Below are 21,204 nucleotides of genomic sequence, written 5' to 3' on the forward strand. Positions count from 1 at the left end.
CCAACGGTGGGCACCCACCCGCAGGGTCATGCCCCGGTCGCGCCGGGCCATGCCCGGCGAGCGCCGCTTCTGCCCCGGCCCCATCCGGCCATCCAGCCCATGACCGCCAACCCCCGACGCCGCTGACCCTGTTCAGCGCACGCGCCTCGGTCCCGGTGGCCGGCCATGCGACAATGGCCGGCCTGATCCAGCCACGGTAGTTCCCGGCGTGACCGAAACTGTCGCCGCCCCGCGCAAGCTCGATGACGCCTTGAAGGACGCGATCCGCAAGGCGTACACGACGCTGCAGGCCAACACCCCCGGCTTTTCCACCCGCCGCTCGCAGAGCCAGATGATCGGCGTGGTGTCGCGTGCGCTGTCCACCAGCGGTGGCGTCGGCGTGGTCGAAGCGCCCACCGGCGTCGGCAAGAGCCTGGGCTACCTGACCGCGGGCGTGCCGATCGCCCTGGCCAGCAAGAAGAAGCTGGTCATCAGCACCGGTACCGTGGCCCTGCAGTCGCAGCTGGTCGAGCGCGACATTCCCAATTTCCTCAAGGCCACCGGCCTGGAAGCGACCGTGGCGCTGGCCAAGGGCCGCACCCGCTACCTGTGCACGCGCAACGCCGCCGAAGCGCAGGGCGAGGGTGCGCAGGGCGGCATGTTCGAGGACGAAGCGCCGCTGTACGACCGGCCGCTGGCGCCCATCGAAATGGACATCGCCAAGCGCCTGTCCGATGCCTTCACCAGCGGCACGTGGGATGGCGACATCGACAACGCGCCGGAAACCATCAGCCCCGGCCTGCGCAGCCGCATCACCACGCCCGCCTCGGCCTGTGCCGGGCGCCGCTGCGCGTATTCGGCGCAGTGCGCGGTGCTGCGCTCACGCAACACCGTGCGCGACGCGCAGATCGTGGTGACCAACCACGCGCTGCTGCTGTCGGCGCTGTCCATTGGTGACAGCGACAACGGCCAGCCGATGATCGCCGCGCCGTCGGACATGCTGCTGGTGCTGGACGAAGGCCACCACATCGGCAACGTGGCCATCGACCAGGGCGCGGCCAGCCTGGCCCTGGACGAGATGGCCAAGCGCACCGGCCGCCTGCAGATCCTGATTGCCGGCGCCTACCGCGCGGTCGACAAGGATCGCCTGGGCAACCTGCTGCCGAACGAAGCCATCGACGTGGCCAGCAACGTGGCCAAGCAGCTGCGTGCGTTCCGCGACCACGTGGAAGCAGTGTGGATGCCGGCGCCGGCCGACGAGGACCCGATGTGGCGCGCCGCCAACGGGCGCCTGCCCGAGGCCTGGCGCGAGCCGATCGAAGCGCTGGCCGACGATACCCGCAGCCTCTACAACTGGGCCACCGCTGCCACGGCACAGGTGGCCAAGGGCAAGCCGGATGACGCCGCGCGCGAGCGCCTGCAGCGCAACCTCGGCATGGCGCTGGAAATGATCGAGCAGCAGTACAACCTGTGGCAGGCCTGGCGCCGCGAGGACAAGGAGGGTGCGCCACCCACCGCGCGCTGGGTCACTGCCACCCGCGACGGCGACCTGGTGCTGCACGGCTCGCCGGTGTCGGCCGCGCACGTGCTGCGCAAGCTGCTGTGGGATGAAGTGGATTCGGTGGTGATGACGTCGGCCACGCTGACCGGCGGCGGTGACTTCCAGTCGCTGGCCATCGACAACGGCATTCCGCCGGAAGCGGAAATGGTTTCGCTGGCATCACCCTTCGATCTGCCCAACCAGGCCGAGCTGATCGTGCCCAAGTTCCCGGTCACGCCTGATGACCGCGAAGGCCATCCGCGCGAAGTTGCGCGCTATCTGGACCAGGAACTGGACTGGGCCAAGGGCTCGATGGTGCTGTTCACCTCGCGCTGGAAGATGGAGAAGGTGGCCGGCCTGATGTCGGCCGCACGCCGCAAGCAGGTGCTGGTGCAGGGCGACATGTCCAAGACCCGGCTGATCGACGAACACCTGCGCCGCGTCGCCGCGGGCGAGGGCTCGGTGCTGTTCGGCCTGAACTCCTTCGGCGAAGGCCTGGACCTGCCCGGCGAAGCCTGCACCACGGTGGTCATCACCCAGGTGCCGTTCGCGGTACCGACCGACCCGCAGACCGCCACGCTGAGCGAATGGGTGGAAGCGCGCGGCATGAACGCCTTCAATCTGATCGCCATCCCGCACGCGCTGCGCACGCTCACCCAGTTCGCCGGCCGCCTGATCCGCACATCCACCGACACCGGCCGCGTGGTCATCCTCGACTCGCGGCTGCTGACCCGCCGTTATGGCAAGCGCATCATCGACGCGCTGCCACCGTTCAAGCGCGTGATCGGCTGACGATCAGAAGGTAGCGCCGGGCCATGCCCGGCGGAGCGCCTCAACCGCCTTCCGGTTTCCGGCAGGCCTGGTTGCCATAGGCGTTGTGGTAATCGCGATCAAAGCAGCGCAGGAAGCCATCGAGCACGTCCAGGTTCGGTGGCCAGGCCACATCCACCTTCTGCCCGCCTGCGGTCGTGAAGTGGTAGCGCCCATTCTTCAACGCCCCCGCGAATTCCTCCGGTGTGGGAATCGCGACCAGCACCGCGCGGGACTTCTCCAGTGCCGCACGGTCGTGCTGCAGGAAGGCAACCGTGCCGTCCACGTAGGCATTCCAGTAACCGGGATCCTTGTCCTTCGGCTTGTAGGTACGTTGCATCAGCGCAATCGCCTGGGCCGTCTGCCCGAGCTCGGCGCGCAGCTGCCCCTCATGCCAGAGGATGGTGGTGTTGCCCGCCGCCTTGGGCAGAGCGCTGTAAGCGGCAAGCAGGTCGGCCGCCTCGCGCTGGCAATCACGCTCGGCCAGCGGGCGCCAGCCGCCTTCCAGGTCCTGATCGAACGCATCCGGTTCCATCGCCAGCAGCGCATCGCGGTCGTAGCTGCAGTCTGGCGCCTTCGGCGGTTCGGCTGCGGTGCCCAGTGCAGCGGCCAGGGCAAGCGAAAGCAACGTCATCACAACCTCCGTGTCAGTGAGTACCCGGACACCGTACCAAACTGGCACGGGTAGTGCCGGCCGCTGGCCGGCAACCTCGCAGATCGGACGACCGTGGTGCGACTGCACACGGCTGGACCATCATCGCGATTCGGCTCAAGCAGACTGGATGATGTGCTGTGCTGTGCTGTGCTGTGCTGTGCCGTGCTGGGGTCGGAGCCCTTTCTGCGAAAGGGATCCGACCCCACGGCCATTCAATCGCCCAAGAGAGCCGTATTGCGCACCGCGCCCTTGTCGGCGCTGGTGGCCAGCAGCGCGTAAGCCTTCAGCGCACTGGTGACCTTGCGCGGGCGTGCTTCACGCGGCTTCCAGCCACGTGCGTCGGCCTCGGCGCGGCGCTGGGCCAGGGTGGCCTCGTCCAGCAGCAGGTCGATGCGGCGTGCGGGGATGTCGATGCGGATGCGGTCGCCGTCTTCCACCAGGCCGATCGTGCCGCCGCTGGCGGCTTCCGGCGAGACGTGGCCGATCGACAGGCCCGAGGTGCCGCCGGAGAAACGACCGTCGGTCAGCAGCGCGCACTGCTTGCCCAGCCCCTTCGATTTCAGATAGCTGGTGGGGTAGAGCATTTCCTGCATGCCCGGGCCACCCTTCGGGCCTTCGTAGCGGATGACCACCACGTCGCCGGGCTGCACTTTGTCGGCGAGGATGCCGGCCACGGCCGCGTCCTGGCTCTCGAACACGCGCGCGCGGCCTTCGAACACGTGGATGGATTCGTCCACGCCGGCGGTCTTCACCACGCAGCCATCGACGGCCAGGTTGCCGCGCAGCACGGCCAGGCCGCCTTCGGCGGAGTAGGCGTGTTCGACGCTGCGGATGCAGCCTTCGGCGCGGTCCACGTCCAGCGTGGGCCAACGCGTGGCCTGGCTGAAGGCCACCTGGGTGGGAATGCCGGCCGGGCCGGCCCGGAAGAAGTCGTGCACGGTCGGTTCGCTGCTGACCGCCACGTCCCAGCGCTCGATGGCGTCGGCCAGGGTGCGGCTGTGTACGGTGGGCACGCTGGTATCCAGCAGGCCGCCGCGCGCCAGTTCGCCGAGGATGCCGTACACGCCGCCCGCGCGGTGCACGTCTTCCATGTGGTACTTGGGCGTGTTCGGCGCCACCTTGCACAGCTGCGGCACGCGCCGCGACAGCGCATCGATGTGGGTCAGGTCGAAGTCCACTTCGGCTTCCTGCGCTGCGGCCAGCAGGTGCAGGATGGTGTTGGTGGACCCGCCCATGGCGATGTCCAGGGTCATCGCGTTGGCGAACGCGGCCTGGGTGGCGATGCCACGCGGCAGCGCGCTTGCTTCCTCGCCGCCGTACCAGCGATGGCACAGTTCGACGATCAGGCGGCCGGCGCGCAGGAACAGCTGCTCGCGGTCGGCGTGGGTGGCCAGGGTCGAGCCGTTGCCGGGCAGCGACAGGCCCAGCGCTTCGGTCAGGCAGTTCATCGAGTTGGCGGTGAACATGCCCGAGCACGAACCGCAGGTGGGGCAGGCGCTGCGTTCGAACTCAGCCACCTTTTCATCGCTGGCGCTTTCGTCGGCGGCGATGACCATCGCATCGACCAGGTCCAGCTTGTGCTCGGACAGCTTGGTCTTGCCGGCTTCCATCGGGCCGCCGGAGACGAACACCACCGGGATGTTGAGGCGCAGCGCGGCCATCAGCATGCCGGGGGTGATCTTGTCGCAATTGGAAATGCACACCAGCGCATCGGCGCAGTGCGCATTGACCATGTACTCGACCGAGTCGGCGATGATCTCGCGGCTGGGCAGCGAGTACAGCATGCCGTCGTGGCCCATGGCGATGCCGTCGTCCACGGCGATCGTGTTGAATTCCTTGGCGACGCCGCCGACCTTCTCGATCTCGCGCGCGACCAGCTGGCCGAGGTCCTTCAGGTGCACGTGGCCGGGCACGAACTGGGTGAAGGAGTTGGCGATGGCGATGATCGGCTTGTGGAAGTCGCCATCCTTCATGCCGGTGGCGCGCCACAGGGCGCGGGCGCCGGCCATGTTGCGGCCGGCGGTGGAGGTGCGGGAGCGGTATTCAGGCATGGCTGGCGGAACGGGCGGGCCGTACAACGTGGGGGTCGCTCGATCATGGACAATTTTTTCGGTTGCTGCTGCAACCACCGAAGGTGGCCCGGCAGGGCTGCGCCCTGCACCTGCCGAACCAACGTCAACGTCAAAAGCTGGCTATCCGTGGGACGCCGGGGTGGGTCCGGTGGCAGGGGACGCCGTGAACCCGTCCATGGAGGCTTGGTCGCCGCATCCATGCGGCTCACACCTCTGCCACCGGACCCACCCCGCCTCCGACAGTTGGCCGCGACCTGACGGGGTCGGATCCCATCGCGGCGCGATGGGCTCTGCCCCGGTGGCCAACGAAAATGAAATTCCGTTCATCTTTCCCACTTTGCCGATTCCGGTTGTTGGCCCGGATTTGGCATCATTGGGGGAATTGATCCGATTCCGAGGCATGACGCCATGAAGCGTTCCCGCACCACCGCGCTGCTGTTGATGAGCGCTGCACCCCTGCTGTTCACCGCCTGCCAGAAGGAAGAGCAGGTGCAGGTGCAGGAAGGCCTGTACACCTCGGTGCAGGCCTGCACCGAGGCGACGGGTGATCCGTCCTCGTGCCGCAACGCCTTTGCCGAGGCGCAGCAGAAGGCCGCCGATGCGGCGCCGAAGTACGCCAGCAAGGAAGCCTGTGAGCAGGACTACAAGCCTGAGCAGTGCGTGCAGCAGCACACCTCGGCCGGTACCTCGTTCATCGGCCCGATGATGATGGGCTTCTTCATGTCGCAGATGCTGAGCAACCGCGGTGGCCTGGCCCCGCAGGCGCCGGCGTCGGCCCCGGCCTACCAGGACAAGAACGCCGGCTGGGCGCGTCCGGCCCCGGGCGGCACCGGTGGCATGAACACCGCCAGCGGCATCGGCGCGGGCAAGGCCGGCCTGGCCCCGGTCAGCAGCGAGCCGAACCGCGCCGTCACCGCCAGCCGCAGTGGCTTCGGCAGCACCAGCGCCCGCCGCAGCGGCGGCAGCTTCGGCGGCTGATCGACCCATGCAGCGAATTCGCATTGCCGAGCGCGCCCAGTGGCGGGCGCGCGCGGAGGAAGCCGGTTTCCGCTTCCATACCATCGATGGCCAGCCGTACTGGGATGAAAGCGCGTATTACGCCTTCACCCTGCGCCAGATCGAGGTGGACATCGAAGACCCCAGCGCCGAGCTGCACCAGATGGCGCTGGACCTGGTGGGCGATGTCATCGCCAGCGAGCGCCTGATGGACCAGCTGGCGATCCCCGCGCAGTACCGCGACTGGATCGCCGAAAGCTGGCGCCAGCGCCAGCCGCACCTGTACGGGCGCCTGGACCTGGCTTATGACGGCACCGGCCCGGCCAAGCTGTACGAACTGAACTACGACACGCCGACCTCGCTGTTCGAGGCCAGCTTCTTCCAGTGGCAGTGGCTGGAGGACCAGCGCAATGCCGGCCGCCTGCCGCAGCACGCCGACCAGTTCAACGGCATGCACGAGGCCCTGGTCGAGCGCTTCGGCGAACTGGCCGTGCGCCTGCCGCCGCCGCTGTATTTCAGCGCCGTGGGCAGTTCGGACGAGGACCGTGGCACGGTCGATTACCTGCGTGACTGCGCGGCCCAGGCCGGCCTGCAGGGCGAGGCGATCGCCATCGAGGATATCGGCCTGTCCGAGGATGGCCGCTTCACCGCGCTGGACGACACGGTGATCGGCACGCTGTTCAAGCTGTACCCGCTGGAAGACCTGATGGCCGAGGAATTCGGCCGCGCGCTGCCCGGCTCGGGCATCCAGCTGCTGGAACCGGCGTGGAAGGCGGTGCTGAGCAACAAGGGCATCCTGCCGCTGCTGTGGCAGCGCAACGTGGGCCACCCGAACCTGCTGGAAGCGCACTTCGATGATGGCAGCGCGCTGGCCTCGGGCTGGGTGCGCAAGCCGCTGTTCTCGCGCGAAGGCGCCAACATCGAGATGCACCTGGCCGATGGCAGCACGCAGCGCAGCGACGGCCCGTACGAAGGCCCGGCGATCATCCAGCGCGCGCACCCGCTGACCCGCTTCGAAGGCGGTTATCCGCTGGTCGGCAGCTGGGTGATTGGTGACCACGCCTGCGGCATCGGCATCCGCGAGGACGACAGCGCGATCACCCGCGACAGTGCGCGCTTCGTGCCGCACGCGATCGTGGACGAAGCGCCGACGCGGATCTACGTCTGATGGCGGTGCGGCGCGACCGCACCCCGCGGCTTGCCGCGCCGCCGGGTCGCCATCGGGATGATGGCCATGCCCTGTGGCGCTATGCCGACCGGGTGGCGGTGCGCTGCCATCGTTGTGATACGCCTGGCTGGGTGATCGGCCCCACCGACTCGCGGCGCTTCCGTTGCCTGGGGTGCAGCGAAGCACTGGATGGCGGTTGCGGCTGCGGTCGCTGCAGGCCCAGTGCCTGGGTGGGGCCGGTGCGCTACAGCGGCTACCGGCCGTGTGGCTACTGCGGCCACAAGTGGGTAAGCGCTGAAGCGCACCGTGCACGCGCGACGGCGCCGCTGCGGACGCTGGCGGCGGATTGCAGCCAGTGCGGCCGCAGCAGTGAGGTGGACGTGACCCTGTCGCGGTGGCGTGGCAACGAAGCCATCGACCCCGATTTCGGCCTGCCGCTGCGGTTGGTGGAGAAGACCGCTGCCGGTCTGCTGTGGGCTTACAACGCCGAGCACCTGCAGGCGCTGCACGACTACGCCACGGCCACGCTGCGCGAAGGCAGCGGGCATCATCGCTCGATGTTCTCGCGCCTGCCGCAGTGGATGAAACTGGCCCGCAACCGGGTGCTGCTGCAGCGCGCGGTGGAGCGGTTGCAGCGGCGGTTGCTGGGCGAACGCTGACACTGCAGCCGAGCATGGGCTCGGCTCTACGGGAATCCAGCTGTCTGTAGAGCCGAGCCCATGCTCGGCTCCGGCCCGGCGCTACCGGTTACAGCAGGCCTTCGCGCTTCACTGCCAGATACCGTTCCACCAGCGCGGCGGGCAGGGCGTCGGCGGTCACGTCCAGCACCATCACCTTCTCGCTGCGCAGGGCTTCATGCGCCTTCGCGCGCTGCTGCAGGTACAGCGCGGCAGCACCGGCCTGGGCGGCGTCTTCCAGCGTGTGCACCTCGCCATCCAGTGCGGTGTCCAGTTCGCGTTCGCGCAGGCTGGCCACGCACACCAGGTGGCGGCGCTGCAGCAGGCGCACCGCGGCCAGCAGGTCTTCGATGTCTTCGTCGCGCACGTTGCTGACCAGCATCACCAGCGCGCGCCGGCGCTGGCGCAGCGAGACTTCGGTGGCGGCGGCCAGGTAATCGGTGGCCACGGCCTGCGGCTGCAGGTCATAGCTGGCGCGCAGCAGGTGTTCCACCGTGCCCATGCCACGCTGCGGCGCCACCCAGCGGCGTTCACCGCCCACCGCGAACAGGCCGGCGGCATCGCCCTGGCGCAACGCCAGGTAGGCCACCACCAGCGATGCGTTCAAGGCATGGTCGAAGTGCGAAAGACCGCCTTCGCTGGCCAGCATGCGCCGGCCGCTGTCGAGCATCAGCAGCAGCTGCTGGTTCTTCTCGTCCTGGTACTCGCGCGAGATCAGCTTGCGCGCGCGCGCGGTCGCCTTCCAGTCGAGCTGGCGCAGGCTGTCACCGATGCGGTACTCGCGCATCTGGTGGAAATCGGTGCCTTCGCCGCGCCGCCGCTTCACGTGTGCGCCCACCAGCCGCGACGCCTGGTCGGCACTGAACAACGCGAAGCGGGTAAGCGGCACGAAGTTGGGATAAACCCGCACTTCCAGCGCCGGCGGCAGCGTGCGCTGCTGCCACCACAGCCGCCACGGCGAGCGGATACGTACGTCCACGCCCTCAAACTGGAAGCGCCCGCGCTGCTGCGGCTGCACCTGGTAGTGCAGGGTGCTGGCGTGGCCGGCGCGCAGCTGCAGGCGCTGCGGCAGCGCTTCCAGCGGCCAGCCGCCGGGCACGCGATCAAACACGTCCACCCGCATCGGCTGCTCGGCGAACAGGCGCAGGCCGATCTCGCGGCGCACGCCCAGCGCCAGCGCTTCGGGTACCTGGCGCTGCACCTGTGGCGAAGCACGCCGCCACTGCCGCCACAGGTCGGCCAGCGCCAGCACGGCCACCACGGCACCGCCCACGGCCCAGCTCCAGCGCGGCAGCAGCCCGCCCAGCACCAGGCCGCCCAGCACGGCCCAGGCGGCCAGCAGCACCAGCAGCAGCGGCGCAGGCCTCATCGGCGCGGCGCTTCCACCTTGGCCAGCAGGGCACCCAGCACGTCGTCCGGGCCCTGGCCTTCGATCTGCAGTTCCGGCGCCAGTGCGATGCGGTGGCGCAGCGCCGGCCGTGCGATGTCGCGCACGTCGTCGGGGGTGACGAAATCACGGCCGGCCAGCACCGCCTGCGCACGCGACGCACGCACCAGCGCGATGCTGCCGCGCGGGCCGGCGCCGACGGCGATGCCCGGCCAGGAACGGGTGGCAGCCACGATCCGCACCGCGTAGTCGATCACTTCGTCATCGACGGTGATGGCGGCGGTGGCCTGCTGCAGCGCCAGCAGTTCGCCGGCGCCGAGCACGCGCGGCACCTGGCTGAGGTCGAAATCGCTGGCGGCGCGGCCCAGCGTGATGGCCGTGACCATGCGCTTCTCATCGTCCAGCTGCGGGTAGTCGATCAGCACCTTCAGCAGGAAGCGGTCCAGCTGCGCTTCCGGCAGCGGGTAGGTGCCTTCCTGTTCCAGCGGGTTCTGCGTGGCCAGGGCCATGAACGGCGGCGCCAGGGTGAAGGCCTTGCCTTCGATGGTCACCTGGCCTTCCTGCATCACTTCCAGCAGCGCCGACTGGGTCTTGGCCGGGGCGCGGTTGATCTCGTCGGCCAGCAGCAGGTTGGTGAATACCGGGCCGCGGCGGATCTTGAAGCTCTCGCTCTTGGGGTCGTACACCGCGTGGCCGCTGACATCGCTGGGCATCAGGTCGGGGGTGAACTGCACGCGCCCGTAGTCCAGTTCCATGGCCTGTGCCAGCGCACGCACCAGCAGGGTCTTGCCCAGCCCGGGCACGCCTTCGATGAGCACGTGGCCGCCGGCCAGCAGCGCCACCATGATCTGGTCGAGCACGTCGGCCTGGCCGATGAAGGCGCGGCCGACGGCATCGCGGATGGCGTCGACGCGTTCGATCAGGCGGGCGGCAGCGGCCGCCGGAAGCTCAGGGGCATCGGTCATAGCAGGGATCTCATCTGGAGCAGCAAGCGGATGCGCTCGCGCAGGGCGGAGGAATCGTGCGGCGAAGGAGTGGTGAGGGCGGTGGCCACGCGGCTGGCCGGCCACTGCAGTACCTCGGCGATGGCCTGGTCGCGGGCAGCGCCATCCAGCGCGGCCGCCACCGGCGCGCGCAGGCGCAGGCGATGCAGGAACAGCGCCTGCACCGCGTGGTACAGCTGCGTGCCATGGCCGAAGCGCATCAGCAGCTCGCCGCTGGCACGCACGTGTTCCAGCAGTGAACGGCGCTCGACCACGGGCGAGGGCAGCACGCTGCCCAGGCGCTGCGCGCGCGCCCACAGCCAGCCCAGCAGGCCCAGCAGCAGCGGAATCCACACCGGCCACCCCTGCAGCACGATGCGCGCCAGCAGCGTCGGCGGGCGGCTGCCGTAGACCAGCCACACCGTGCCGCGCCCGTAGTTGGGGTCCAGCAGGTAGCGGGTCAGGTCGCGGTGGGACAGATCGTGCAGGCCGTCGCGCTGCGGCGTGTCCTTGGCCGTCGCGCGCTTGCGCGGAAGCGTATTGGTGCCCGCGCCCAGCATGAAATCCATGTCGGCCAGCACATCGATGCGGCCCTGGCCATGGCGCAGGCGGGCGAAGGCGAGGCCTTCTTCATTGCCCCAGCGGCGCTCGGCCGCGGCGCTGGCCTGGAAGCCGAGGCTGAAGCGGCGGCCCCCGCAGAATTCCACGTGGCTGGGATCATCCACCACGTGGAAGGGCTGGCAGTCGTTGCCATGGAACAGGCTTTCCACGCCGATGCGATCCAGCAGCGGGCCCTGGGTGGTGCTGGGCTTGTCCACGTCCGGCGGCTGCGTGCGCAGCAGCAGGTGGCCGCCCCGCCCGACCCAGTCCAGCAGCGCCTGCGCGGTGCCCGGCGGCATTTCGCGGGTGTCCTGCAGCAGCACCACGGTGTCGGTGTTGCCCAGGGGCATCTTTGCCAGCTGCAGGCGTTGCCGCGACTGCACCTCGATGCCATCGGCGCGCAGCGCCTGGCCCAGCACGTATAGCGGGTTGTAGCTGGCTTCGCCGCGTGGCGGCAGCACCACGGTTTCGGTCACCTTCTCGTGCGTGCGCAGGAACAGGATGGCCAACGGCACGCCCAGCAGCACCAGCAGGCCGAGCAGCAGGGCCCAGAAAACGCGCGGGCTCATGCCTTCCACCCGAACTGCTGGCGCAGGGTCGCGGCCAGTCCATCGAATTCATCGCGCGTGGGCAGGCGGCCGCCATACGCGGCGTACTGCCACGTGCGCACGATGCGCGCGAACAGGTCGCGGTCCGCCGGCTGCGGCATCCGCCGCGAGGCGCGCAGGCACTGCGCTTCGGTGGCGCCGGGGGGCAGGACGTTGCCGGTGCGCTCGACCAGGGTGCGCACGCTGGCGCGGTACAGCAGGGCCAGCGCCTGGCGCGGGCGTCCCTGATCCCACAGCAGGCCGGCCTGGGTGGCTACATCCGGCGGCAGCACCACCGGCACGTCCACGGCTTCTTCCTGCACGCGCGGTGCGTCCTTCGCCTTGCGCCGGCCGGCGCCGCGCAGCCACGGCCACCACAGGCGCGCGGTCAGCAGCAGCACCAGCACCACCAGGCCAAGCAGGCCCCACAGGCCCCATTCGGCCACCCGTGCCAGCAGTTTCAGCGTGCGCTTGCGTTCGCCCGCTCCGCTGCTGGCGGCGTCATCCTTGCTGTTATTCTTACTGGCGTCTTTCTTCTTTTCGGCGTCCTCGATGGGCTTCCACTCGGTCACCTGGCGCAGTGGGCGCTGCAGGGGATCCTCGTAGGCACGGTTCACCGCCTGACGGAAGCCTGCCGTGTCGACCGGTTCCTCGCCGAAGACGCCGGCGGCGGTGTTGGCAGGATCATTGGCGGCATCCTGCGCATGCGCCGGGGCCAGCGGCAGCGCCAGGCACAGCAGCAGGGCCAGCGTCGATGCCGCCGGCAGCAGCCGCTCGCGCAGCCGGCGCAGGGCGATCTCCACGTCCCACGCTTCCATCTGCGTGCGCCGGTTGAGGTACAGGCCGAAGCCGGCGCCGACGTAGAACGGGCCGATCAGTGCGGCGCTGAGCCAGCCCAGCAGGTTCAGCAGCAGATCCGCCCACGGCGGGGTTTCAACGCTCAGCATCGCCCAGGCTGCGCGCCACGAATCGGGCAGCAGTTCCAGCGGGATGAACATGAAGACCGCAGCGATCGCGCCCAGCACCAGCACCATCTCGAAGGCCACGCAGACCAGCGCCAGGATGATGGCCGGACCGGCAGCACCGGCCGCCACCGCGCGCCGTCGCGGCCCGCGCTGCGCCGGGGCGTTGCCCTCCAGCAGGTTGACCGGCAGGCACAGGCTGCGCAGCAGGCTGAAACGGCGCCAGCCCAGGTAGCCCCAGAACCCGGTGCCGCCCCAGTGCCGCTGCGCGGCCAGTGCCGCGCGGGCGCCCACCTGCTCGCCGAAGATGCCACGCGACAGCACGTACAGCGGCGCGCGCTCGAACAGCGGCTTGCACCACCACATCGCCAGCGATGCCCAGGCGAAGCCGTCCAGCCACCAGGCCAGCGCGTTGAACAGCACGAACAGCGGCGCACTGGCCAGCAGCCAGCTGCCCCACACCGCGCGCGCATGGCGGCGGGTCAGGGCCGTGCCCAGTTCCATGGCTTCCCAGCTGCTGCGCGCGCGCAGGGCCACGTCCAAGTGGTCAATCCGCACGTTCACCCCCGCGACCGCCACGCCACAGCCACAGCAGCACGCCGGCCCACAGCACGCCGGCCACGCTGTACTTGGCCCACGCCGGGATCTGTGCGATCGACGACCAGAATGCTTCCACGAAGGCCGCCAGCAGCAGCATGAAGGCCACGCCCAGGCACAGGCGCGCACCGATGCGGCCGCCTTCCACCAGCGCGTCGATGCGGCGGCGGCGGCCGGGCGCGAGCAGTTTCATGCCCAGCTGCAGGCCGGTGCCGCCAGCGATGACGATGGCGGTCAGCTCGAAGGCGGCATGGCCGACCACGAAGCGCCAGAACGGATCGCCGTGGCCGATCTGCTGCAGGTGGCCCGCCACCGCGCCCATGATGACGCCGTTGAACAGCAGCACCAGCAGCGTGCCCAGCCCGGCCAGCAGGCCGCTGGCGAAGGTGCGCAGGGCGATGCTGATGTTGTTCATGATGTAGTAGCCGAACATCATCCAGTCGGTGCCGCTGTCACGCCCCAGGCGGTCGGCCGCGGGGTCGTACATGCGTTCCATCTCGGCGATCTGGCTGTTGTCCATCAGCAGGTGCACGCTGTCCGGGTACAGCTGCACCACCACGAAGCAGGCCAGCGCCGGCACCGCGAACATCGCCAGCGCCACCCACATGCTGCGTGCCTGGCTGCGCACCAGCATCGGGAAGTCAGCCACCAGGAATTCCAGCGCCCGCCGCCAGCGCACCGGCGGCGTGCGGTACAGCACGCTGTGGCCCTGCTGCATCAACTGCTGCAGGCGCTGCACCAGCTGCGGGCTGTAGCCGCGCTCGCGGGCCAGCGCCAGCTGCTGGCACAGGCGCCGGTAGCGCTGGGGGAAGGCAACATCACCGGGATCACCGGCGTCGGGCCTGCGCCGCTTGCGGCGCGAGGCGCCCGCGCGCTGCTGCAGCCACTGCTCCAGTTGCTGCCATTCCTGCTGGTGGCGGGCGACGAACTGTTCCTGCTTCATCGGCGGCCCAGCAGCCAGTTGGCCATCGCATACAGGCGCAGCACGCCCACCTGGCCGGACGCGCCGGTCAGCGGCTCGGCGATGCCCGCCAGTTCCTGCTGGCGGCCCGGCGACAGGCGCGGCGCGCGCTCGGCAAAGGCCATCACGGCGGCCTGTTCCTGCGGGCGCAGGGGCTGCGGCGGTACCAGCACGCTGTCGATGGTGGCCGGCGGCTGCAGGTAGCGCATCGGCTCGTGCACCACCACGGTGCCGGCCACCAGGTCGCCGAGGCGGCGCCCGTAAGGATCGAACAGGCTGCTGAGCAGGCCCAGGGCATAACCGAACGGCAGCATGTCCACGGTGCGCAGCAGGTTGCGGGTGATCGAGGCCATCCAGCCCACCGGTGCGCCATCGCGCGACAGCACGCGCAGGCCGAGCGCGCGCTTGCCCAGGGTGCGGCCCCACAGCGCCTCGCAGACGATGGGGTAGGCCCACATCAGCAGGAACATCGCGGCCATGTAGATGCCGCGGCCGAATTCATCGAGCAGGGCCAGCGGAATGGACAGCACCACCAGCGCGCCGAAGCGGATGCCCAGGTCGACCAGCCAGGCCAGCGCACGCGGCATCGGCCCGGCGGTGGGCAACTGCAGCGGCACGCCTTCCGGCGTTACCACCTCGCGGTAGGTATCGAGCATGGGCGCGGCCATCAGTGCGATGGCCGCGGATGTGGGCGCTGGAGTCCTCTCCGGCGTGCTGCCACAGGCATGGGGGTCTCGACGGTTCCTGGTCGGGCCCCGACTTTAGCAGAGCGCCGTGGCCGGCGAAGCGCCTCAGCCCAGGTATTCGTCCTTCAACCGCACGTAATGGTCGGCCGAGTAATGCAGCGACTCGATTTCCTTGTCGCTGAGCGTGCGTGCCGGACGCGCCGGGTTGCCCACCCACAGCTCGCCCTCGCCGACCACCTTGCCCGGGCCGACCACCGCACCGGCGCCGACGAAGGCATGGCGCTCGACACGTGCGCCGTCGAGGATGCACGCGCCCATGCCGATGAGGCTGTAATCGCCGATGGTGCAGGCGTGGATGATGCAGCCGTGGCCGACGGTCACGCCTTCGCCGATCAGGGTCGGGTAGCCGGCCTTGTTGTACGGGCTGTGGTGGCTGACGTGGATGATGGTGCCGTCCTGCACGTTGGTGCGCGCGCCGATGCGGACGAAATTGACGTCGCCGCGGATGACGGTGCCCGGCCAGATGGAGACATCGTCGGCCAGTTCCACGTCACCGATGAGGGTGCAGGCCGGGTCGACGTACACGCGCTCGCCGAGGACGGGCAACTTGTCGCGGAAAGGGCGCAGGGGGTTCATCGGTGTCTCCAGGTGGGGCGATTGCGACGATGATACGCGGCCAATCCATCGGTAGCGCCGGGCCATGCCCGGCGGATGTTCGCGTGCCGCTGCGCTCGCCGGGCATGGCCCGGCGCTACCGCTGATGCGCGTTACGCGACGCGGCCGCGACGGGCGCGTTCCAGGTGCACCAGCAGCAGCGAGATCGCTGCCGGGGTCATGCCGGGGATGCGCTGCGCCTGGCCGATGGTCTGCGGACGCACGCGTTCCAGCTTCTGCAGCACTTCGGCCGACAACCCACGCACGCTGGCGTAGTCGAAGCCTTCGGCGATGGGCGTGGCTTCGTGGCGCTGCTGGCGTTCGATCTCGTCGCGCTGGCGGTCCAGGTAGCCGGCGTACTTCACGCCGATCTCGACCTGCTCGGCCACCTTGCCATCGGCCACGGCCGGGCCCAGCGACGGCACCTGCATCAGCTGCGCGTAATCCAGCTCCGGGCGCTTGATCAGGTCCAGCACGTTGGTTTCGCGGCTGACCGCCACGCCCAGCGTTTCCTGCACTTCGCGGCCCAGCGCATTGGCCGGCGTCGCCCACAGCGCACCCAGTCGTGCGCGCTCGGCGGCGACGGCGGTCTGCTTGGTTTCGAACGCGTTCCAGCGGCGGTCATCCACCAGGCCCATCTCGCGGCCGGCCGGGGTCAGGCGCTGATCGGCATTGTCCTCGCGCAGCTGCAGGCGGTACTCGGCACGGCTTGTGAACATGCGGTACGGCTCGTTGGTGCCGTGGGTGATCAGGTCATCCACCAGCACGCCCAGGTACGCCTCGTCGCGGCGCGGGCACCAGCCGTCCAGCCCGCGCACCTGGCGTGCGGCGTTGAGGCCGGCCAGCAGGCCCTGCGCGGCGGCTTCCTCATAGCCGGTGGTGCCGTTGATCTGGCCGGCGAAGAACAGGCCGTTGACCAGCTTGGTTTCCAGCGAGGCCTTCAGCCCACGCGGGTCGAAGAAGTCGTACTCGATCGCATAGCCGGGGCGGGTGATGTGCGCGTTCTGGAAACCGCGGATGCTGCGCACCATCTCCAGCTGCACGTCGAACGGCAGCGAGGTGGAGATGCCGTTGGGGTAGATCTCGACGATGCCCAGGCCTTCGGGCTCGACGAAGATCTGGTGGCTGGCCTTCTCGGCGAAGCGCACCACCTTGTCCTCGATGGAGGGGCAGTAGCGCGGGCCGATGCCCTCGATCTGGCCGCTGTACAGCGGCGAGCGGTGCAGCGCGTCGCGGATGATCTGGTGGGTCTGTTCGGTGGTGTGGGTGATCCAGCAGCTGACCTGCTGCGGATGCTCGTCCACCGAGCCGAGGAAGGACATCACCGGGCGCGGCGTGTCGCCGGGCTGCTCGTCCATCACGCTGTAATCCAGCGAGCGGCCGTCGATGCGCGGCGGCGTGCCGGTCTTCAGGCGGTCGACCTGGAACGGGCGCTCGCGCAGGCGCGCGGCCAGCGTGGAGGCCGGCGGGTCGCCCATGCGGCCCGCGGCGTACTGGGTCGGCCCGACGTGGATCTTGCCGGCCAGGAAGGTGCCGGCGGTCAGCACCACGGCGTCGGCATCGAAGCGCAGGCCGGTCTGGGTGATGACCCCGCGCACGGCGTCGCCTTCGATGACCAGGTCATCGACGGCAGCCTGGAACACGGTCAGGTTGGCCTGGCCTTCGACGATGGCGCGGATCGCCATGCGGTACAGGTTGCGGTCGGCCTGGCAGCGGGTGGCGCGCACGGCCGGGCCCTTGGAGGCGTTGAGCGTGCGCCACTGGATGCCGGCCCGGTCGGCGGCATGCGCCATCGCGCCGCCCAGGGCGTCGATTTCCTTGACCAGGTGGCCCTTGCCGATGCCGCCGATGGCCGGGTTGCAGCTCATCGCGCCCACGGTTTCGATGTTGTGGGTCAGCAGCAGGGTGCGCACGCCGGTGCGGGCCGCGGCCAGCGCGGCCTCGGTGCCGGCGTGGCCACCGCCGATGACGATGACGTCGTAACGATGGAAGGACTGGGTCATGGGGGCAGGTCAACAAGGGACGGGCGCGGCCGGGGGCGGCGCCGGGGTGGCGATTTTAGCGCCATTCGGTGGGGGGCGACGGGCCCGAATCGGGTACGGGATGAAATCCGCCCTAAAGTTGGCAGGATTTTTGCAGATAACCCAATAGCACCCATCGTGGCTGGCGCCGTAGGCGCCGTTGACCGGAATTGGAACAGGGGCCGGTACAGGCGCACGGTGGGGAAGCGGGGGGCCGGCAGTCGGGGGACTGTCCGGCCCTGTTTTTTGGCGGTTTGCCGAGAGGGCGCATCCACGCATGGCGTGGATCTACCAGGGCGGGCGGTTTGCCGGAAGAGCCCATCCACGCATGGCGTGGATCTACTGACGCCAAAAACAGACGGCCCCGCATTGCGGGGCCGTCTGCTTTCAGAGGTGCCGACATCCGACAGGGCCGGAACAGGGGGGATCCAGATGTTCCTGTCGGATATCGACGTAGAGCTGTTTGGGACCGGCCCTTAACACTTTCGTCACTTTGTGACGCGGGCCGTCACCACCGGCGTAGATTGCGGCCTGAACCGGATGAAATGCAAGATGTTTCAGGGCCCAACTGTGCGCTGCGTCGCACGATTCATGTTTCGCTACGGGGAACCGTTCATCGTTCCATGTTTCGCCACGGGGAACCGTTCGACCTCGGCGCACGCGGTGCCGGTGCCGGACGTGACTGCGGTGGTGCAGACGGACGAGCCTGCGGCGGCGCCGACGGACGCGCCTGGGCCGGCCTGCCGGCCTGCGGCGGGCGACGCATCGAGTCCATGTTGCGCCAGGGCGAACCACCGTTGTTCTGGCGCGGCGGCGGCGGCGGACGGTTCTCGCCACCGTTGCCCGGGCGCGGCGGCGGACGGTGGTTGTGGTGCGGCGGCCGGTAGATCGGGCGCGAGTAATAGGGGTTGCCGTAGTAGCCATAGCCGTAACCACCACCGCCGTAGCCACCGTAATACGGGTAGCCATAGGTGGACGGGTAGCCATACGGATAGCGGTACTCCGTCGACGGGGCACCGTGGTAGTAACTGCCACCGCCGCCACCGCCGACATAGTCGTAGGTGGAACAGCCGGTGAGGGCCAGCAACAGGCCACCGGCAAGCAACAGGCGCGTTTTCATGTGGGTCCCCCCAAGGACGGGTGTAGGGCCAGCTTCGTGCGTGGGCATTGAATCGCCCCTTAACTGTGCCGGCCCAGGATGAATGGCGGTGAAGGCCAGCATGCTGGCACGGCAAGGTGCGTGGCCGCCAGCGTCGGGGCATACGTTAATCTTGCGTCATGAGCGATCCACTGTTGCCCCGCGCCGAAGATGTCCTGGCCGCCGCCGCGCGGATCGCGCCGCATGCCCATGTCACCCCGGTCCTGCGCTCGCACACGCTGGATGCGCTGGCCGGGGCACAACTGGCGTTCAAGGCCGAGCACCTGCAGCGGGGCGGCGCGTTCAAGTTCCGTGGGGCCTGCAACGCGGTGTGGTCGCTGGACGCCGAGCGCGCCGCGGCGGGCGTGGTCACCCATTCCTCCGGCAACCATGGCGCGGCGCTGGCCCTGGCTGCCCGCACCCGCGGCATCCCGTGCCACGTGGTGGTGCCCGAAGGGGCGGTGGCCGCCAAGCTGGCCAACATCGCCCGCCATGGCGCCACCCTGTGGCGCTGCCCGCCGACCATCGCTGACCGTGAGGCCACCTGCGCCCGGGTGCAGGCCGATACCGGCGCGACCCTGGTCCATCCCTATGCCAACCCGGCGGTGATGGCCGGGCAGGGCACCGCGGCACTGGAGCTGCTGCACAGCGACGGCCCGTTCGACGTGCTGGTGGTGCCGGTGGGCGGCGGTGGCCTGGCCAGCGGCACTGCCCTGGCCCTGCAGCACGCCAGCCCGCAGACCCGCCTGGTGCTGGCCGAGCCGGCCGGCGCTGATGACACGGCGCGTTCGCTGGCTGCCGGGCAGCGGATGACCGATTTCACCCCCGACACCTTCTGCGATGGCCTGCGCACCCTGATCGGCGCGCCGAACTTCCAGCTGCTGCAGGCGGCCGGTGCCGAGGTGATCGTGGTGGACGATGACGCCACCCGTGCGGCGATGCGCCTGCTGTGGGAGGTACTGAAGCAGGTGGTGGAACCGTCCTCGGCCATCGTGCTGGCGGCGGTGCTGGCCCAACCGGCGCGGTTTGCCGGCCAGCGCGTGGGCCTGGTGCTGTCCGGCGGCAACGTCGATCTGCCAGCGCTGCGCTGGGAGGCGGCGTGAGCCGCGGCCGTCATCGACCGCGCACCGGCCTGCTGGGCTGGCTGTGGCGCCTGTTCGTGCTGGTGCTGGTGTGGCTGCTGGGCGTGACCGCCTGGATCGTCTGGGTGGGTGAGCGTGACCAGGCCGCCAAGGCCGACGCGATCATCGTGCTGGGTGCAGCGGCCTACGATGCCAAGCCTTCACCGGTATTCGAAGAACGCATCCGCCATGGCCTGGACCTGTACCAGGCCGGCTATGCGCCGTTGCTGATCTTTACCGGTGGCTACGGCGGCACGGGCGCACGCTTTTCCGAATCGCAGGTGGCACGGCGCTATGCGCTGAAGCACGGGGTGCCCGATGACGCCATCCTGATCGAGACCGCCTCGCGCAACACCGTGCAGAACCTGGTGGAAGCCAAGCGGCTGATGGAGCAGCGCAAGCTGCACACGGTCATCATCGTCAGCGACCCGCTGCATATGGCCCGCGCGCTGCGCCTGAGCCAGGCGCTGGGCATCGATGCGCTGGCCTCGTCCACGCCGAGCACGCGCTTCCGCAGCTTCCACACCAGCTGGCGTTTCCTGGTGCAGGAAATCTATTTCTTCCACCGCGACCTGGTGCGCCCGCCGTTGAGTTCGACGGCCAATACCTGAGCGGCTGCCGCTGCGCTCGCCGGGCGGGGCCCGGCGCTACCCATATCGCGCGTTCGGCGCGGCCCATATCGCGCACCCGGTAGCGTCGGGCCATGCCCGGCGGCGGCTTTTGATCAGGGCTGCTTGCGGCGGATCGGGATGGCCGACACCGGCACCGAGGCGATGTCATGCCCGCCTTCGCGGATCGGCGCGCCCGGGTCCGGTGCCCAGGCGTGGGCATAGATCACTTCCCAGCTGCTGGGCAGCTTGCCGTCGGCACGCCGCATGGGTTCGTACGCCGCTGCAGCGGCGGCGAAACGGCCGCGACCGGTCAACGTGTGGCGGCGGTCCACCCGCGCATTGGTCGCGCCCATCGCACGCAGCTCGCGCATCAGCGCCGGCAGGTCGTCGTAGGTCAGGGTGAACAGGTCACGGTCCAGCACCGGGTCGCGGAAGCCGGCCATCATCAGCGCATCGCCGAACTGGGCGATCTGCGCGAAACGGCTGACGTGCGGGCGGTCATCGGCGGCAGCGAACGCCTCGTTGAGTTCAACCAGCGTTTCCGGGCCGAAGGTGGAGCACAGCAGCAGGCCGCCGGGCTTGAGCACGCGACGGAAACCGGCGAAGACCGCCGGCAGGTCGTCCAGCCACTGCAGGCACAGGTTGCTGAAGATCACATCGACGCTGTTGTCGGCCAGCGGCAGCGCGGCCGCATCGCCGCACAGGCGCTGGAACGGCTTCCACCAGCCGGCCTGGCGCTTGGCCTGGTCCAGCATCGGCAGGGCCACGTCCATCGCGATCACCTGCGCCTTCGGCCAGCGCTTTTTCATCAGCGCGCTGGCGTGGCCGGTGCCGGCGCCGATGTCCAGCACCACCTCGGGCTTGCGTGATTCCAGGTAGTCCAGCGATTCGATCAGCCGCGACTGCACCTCGCGCTGCAGGGCAGCGGCGGCGTCGTAACTGTTGGCGGCGCGGGCGAACGCGCGGCGGACGTGGCGGGCATCGAAGTGGGACGGCATT

General features: G+C 69.5%; 18 protein-coding genes. 6 read left to right on the forward strand and 12 right to left on the reverse strand.

Annotation, left to right across the window (positions count from 1 at the left end; translation table 11 throughout):
- The first annotated feature begins 208 nt into the window (after positions 1-208).
- A complete protein-coding gene (dinG, locus tag IAE41_RS04120; protein WP_108759169.1) occupies positions 209-2,311 on the forward strand; it encodes an ATP-dependent DNA helicase DinG in 2,103 nt (700 codons plus the stop codon).
- Between the two features lie 40 nt (positions 2,312-2,351).
- On the opposite strand, the gene IAE41_RS04125 is transcribed toward dinG, so the two are convergent.
- Entirely contained in the window at positions 2,352-2,963 is a 612-nt protein-coding gene (locus tag IAE41_RS04125; RefSeq protein WP_200732194.1) for a hypothetical protein, read from the reverse strand.
- A gap of 233 nt (positions 2,964-3,196) precedes the next feature.
- Positions 3,197-5,035 (reverse strand): dihydroxy-acid dehydratase, encoded by a 1,839-nt coding sequence (gene ilvD / locus IAE41_RS04130; RefSeq protein WP_200732195.1) that lies wholly within the window; start codon positions 5,033-5,035, stop codon positions 3,197-3,199.
- Positions 5,036-5,464: 429 nt separating this feature from the next.
- Here ilvD and IAE41_RS04135 point away from each other — a divergent pair, with 429 nt between their 5' ends.
- The 3 genes from IAE41_RS04135 to IAE41_RS04145 are packed head-to-tail and all read left to right on the forward strand — an operon-like array spanning position 5,465 to position 7,879.
- Complete coding sequence (locus IAE41_RS04135) at positions 5,465-6,034, forward strand: DUF1190 domain-containing protein (protein ID WP_079224108.1); 570 nt, start codon at positions 5,465-5,467, stop codon at positions 6,032-6,034.
- 7 nt (positions 6,035-6,041) lie between these two features.
- Positions 6,042-7,220, forward strand: coding sequence for a glutathionylspermidine synthase family protein (locus IAE41_RS04140; protein WP_079224106.1), 1,179 nt, complete (start codon positions 6,042-6,044; stop codon positions 7,218-7,220).
- The gene (locus tag IAE41_RS04145) at positions 7,220-7,879 is read left to right on the forward strand and encodes a hypothetical protein (RefSeq protein ID WP_200732196.1); all 660 of its coding nucleotides are present in this window, start codon (positions 7,220-7,222) and stop codon (positions 7,877-7,879) included. The genes IAE41_RS04140 and IAE41_RS04145 overlap by 1 nt, the downstream gene beginning before the upstream one ends.
- Before the next feature lie 88 nt (positions 7,880-7,967).
- Here IAE41_RS04145 and IAE41_RS04150 read toward each other — a convergent pair whose 3' ends face one another.
- The 9 genes from IAE41_RS04150 to IAE41_RS04190 form a co-directional block, all read right to left on the reverse strand.
- Entirely contained in the window at positions 7,968-9,266 is a 1,299-nt protein-coding gene (locus tag IAE41_RS04150) for a DUF58 domain-containing protein (RefSeq protein WP_200732197.1), read from the reverse strand.
- The gene (locus tag IAE41_RS04155; RefSeq protein WP_079224102.1) at positions 9,263-10,249 is read right to left on the reverse strand and encodes a MoxR family ATPase; all 987 of its coding nucleotides are present in this window, start codon (positions 10,247-10,249) and stop codon (positions 9,263-9,265) included. Before IAE41_RS04155 ends, IAE41_RS04150 begins: the two co-directional genes overlap by 4 nt.
- The gene (locus IAE41_RS04160) at positions 10,246-11,436 is read right to left on the reverse strand and encodes a DUF4350 domain-containing protein (RefSeq protein ID WP_200732198.1); all 1,191 of its coding nucleotides are present in this window, start codon (positions 11,434-11,436) and stop codon (positions 10,246-10,248) included. Before IAE41_RS04160 ends, IAE41_RS04155 begins: the two co-directional genes overlap by 4 nt.
- Entirely contained in the window at positions 11,433-12,974 is a 1,542-nt protein-coding gene (locus tag IAE41_RS04165; protein ID WP_200732244.1) for a DUF4129 domain-containing protein, read from the reverse strand. Before IAE41_RS04165 ends, IAE41_RS04160 begins: the two co-directional genes overlap by 4 nt.
- Positions 12,964-13,956 (reverse strand): stage II sporulation protein M, encoded by a 993-nt coding sequence (locus IAE41_RS04170; RefSeq protein ID WP_200732199.1) that lies wholly within the window; start codon positions 13,954-13,956, stop codon positions 12,964-12,966. The genes IAE41_RS04165 and IAE41_RS04170 overlap by 11 nt, the downstream gene beginning before the upstream one ends.
- Positions 13,953-14,642 carry an RDD family protein gene (locus IAE41_RS04175; RefSeq protein WP_108747625.1) on the reverse strand — a complete coding sequence of 230 codons (690 nt, stop codon included), beginning with the start codon at positions 14,640-14,642 and terminating at the stop codon, positions 13,953-13,955. The genes IAE41_RS04170 and IAE41_RS04175 overlap by 4 nt, the downstream gene beginning before the upstream one ends.
- Positions 14,643-14,765: 123 nt before the next feature.
- Positions 14,766-15,296 (reverse strand): gamma carbonic anhydrase family protein, encoded by a 531-nt coding sequence (locus IAE41_RS04180; protein WP_200732200.1) that lies wholly within the window; start codon positions 15,294-15,296, stop codon positions 14,766-14,768.
- A gap of 131 nt (positions 15,297-15,427) precedes the next feature.
- Positions 15,428-17,317 carry a tRNA uridine-5-carboxymethylaminomethyl(34) synthesis enzyme MnmG gene (gene mnmG / locus IAE41_RS04185; protein WP_200732201.1) on the reverse strand — a complete coding sequence of 630 codons (1,890 nt, stop codon included), beginning with the start codon at positions 17,315-17,317 and terminating at the stop codon, positions 15,428-15,430.
- 631 nt (positions 17,318-17,948) lie between these two features.
- Complete coding sequence (locus IAE41_RS04190) at positions 17,949-18,455, reverse strand: hypothetical protein (protein WP_079224088.1); 507 nt, start codon at positions 18,453-18,455, stop codon at positions 17,949-17,951.
- A 158-nt stretch (positions 18,456-18,613) separates the two neighbouring features.
- Between IAE41_RS04190 and IAE41_RS04195 the strand changes: the two genes are divergently transcribed.
- Positions 18,614-19,576, forward strand: a complete 963-nt coding sequence (locus tag IAE41_RS04195) for a pyridoxal-phosphate dependent enzyme (RefSeq protein ID WP_079224086.1) — start codon at positions 18,614-18,616, stop codon at positions 19,574-19,576.
- Positions 19,561-20,205, forward strand: a complete 645-nt coding sequence (locus IAE41_RS04200; RefSeq protein WP_174208739.1) for a YdcF family protein — start codon at positions 19,561-19,563, stop codon at positions 20,203-20,205. Before IAE41_RS04195 ends, IAE41_RS04200 begins: the two co-directional genes overlap by 16 nt.
- A 113-nt stretch (positions 20,206-20,318) precedes the next feature.
- Here IAE41_RS04200 and bioC read toward each other — a convergent pair whose 3' ends face one another.
- Complete coding sequence (bioC, locus tag IAE41_RS04205; protein ID WP_079224084.1) at positions 20,319-21,203, reverse strand: malonyl-ACP O-methyltransferase BioC; 885 nt, start codon at positions 21,201-21,203, stop codon at positions 20,319-20,321.
- Position 21,204 lies beyond the last annotated feature (1 nt).

The organism is Stenotrophomonas sp. S39, assembly GCF_016624665.1.
Lineage (GTDB): Bacteria > Pseudomonadota > Gammaproteobacteria > Xanthomonadales > Xanthomonadaceae > Stenotrophomonas.

What these genes read in the sequence shown, in the direction of transcription:
- IAE41_RS04125 (WP_200732194.1), bottom strand. Translation starts at nt 2,963, where the DNA reads ATGACGTTGCTTTCGCTTGCCCTGGCCGCTGCACTGGGCACCGCAGCC.
- ilvD (WP_200732195.1), bottom strand. Translation starts at nt 5,035, where the DNA reads ATGCCTGAATACCGCTCCCGCACCTCCACCGCCGGCCGCAACATGGCC.
- IAE41_RS04135 (WP_079224108.1), top strand. Translation starts at nt 5,465, where the DNA reads ATGAAGCGTTCCCGCACCACCGCGCTGCTGTTGATGAGCGCTGCACCC.
- IAE41_RS04140 (WP_079224106.1), top strand. Translation starts at nt 6,042, where the DNA reads ATGCAGCGAATTCGCATTGCCGAGCGCGCCCAGTGGCGGGCGCGCGCG.
- IAE41_RS04145 (WP_200732196.1), top strand. Translation starts at nt 7,220, where the DNA reads ATGGCGGTGCGGCGCGACCGCACCCCGCGGCTTGCCGCGCCGCCGGGT.
- IAE41_RS04150 (WP_200732197.1), bottom strand. Translation starts at nt 9,266, where the DNA reads ATGAGGCCTGCGCCGCTGCTGCTGGTGCTGCTGGCCGCCTGGGCCGTG.
- IAE41_RS04155 (WP_079224102.1), bottom strand. Translation starts at nt 10,249, where the DNA reads ATGACCGATGCCCCTGAGCTTCCGGCGGCCGCTGCCGCCCGCCTGATC.
- IAE41_RS04160 (WP_200732198.1), bottom strand. Translation starts at nt 11,436, where the DNA reads ATGAGCCCGCGCGTTTTCTGGGCCCTGCTGCTCGGCCTGCTGGTGCTG.
- IAE41_RS04170 (WP_200732199.1), bottom strand. Translation starts at nt 13,956, where the DNA reads ATGAAGCAGGAACAGTTCGTCGCCCGCCACCAGCAGGAATGGCAGCAA.
- IAE41_RS04175 (WP_108747625.1), bottom strand. Translation starts at nt 14,642, where the DNA reads ATGGCCGCGCCCATGCTCGATACCTACCGCGAGGTGGTAACGCCGGAA.
- IAE41_RS04180 (WP_200732200.1), bottom strand. Translation starts at nt 15,296, where the DNA reads ATGAACCCCCTGCGCCCTTTCCGCGACAAGTTGCCCGTCCTCGGCGAG.
- mnmG (WP_200732201.1), bottom strand. Translation starts at nt 17,317, where the DNA reads ATGACCCAGTCCTTCCATCGTTACGACGTCATCGTCATCGGCGGTGGC.
- IAE41_RS04190 (WP_079224088.1), bottom strand. Translation starts at nt 18,455, where the DNA reads ATGAAAACGCGCCTGTTGCTTGCCGGTGGCCTGTTGCTGGCCCTCACC.
- IAE41_RS04195 (WP_079224086.1), top strand. Translation starts at nt 18,614, where the DNA reads ATGAGCGATCCACTGTTGCCCCGCGCCGAAGATGTCCTGGCCGCCGCC.
- bioC (WP_079224084.1), bottom strand. Translation starts at nt 21,203, where the DNA reads ATGCCGTCCCACTTCGATGCCCGCCACGTCCGCCGCGCGTTCGCCCGC.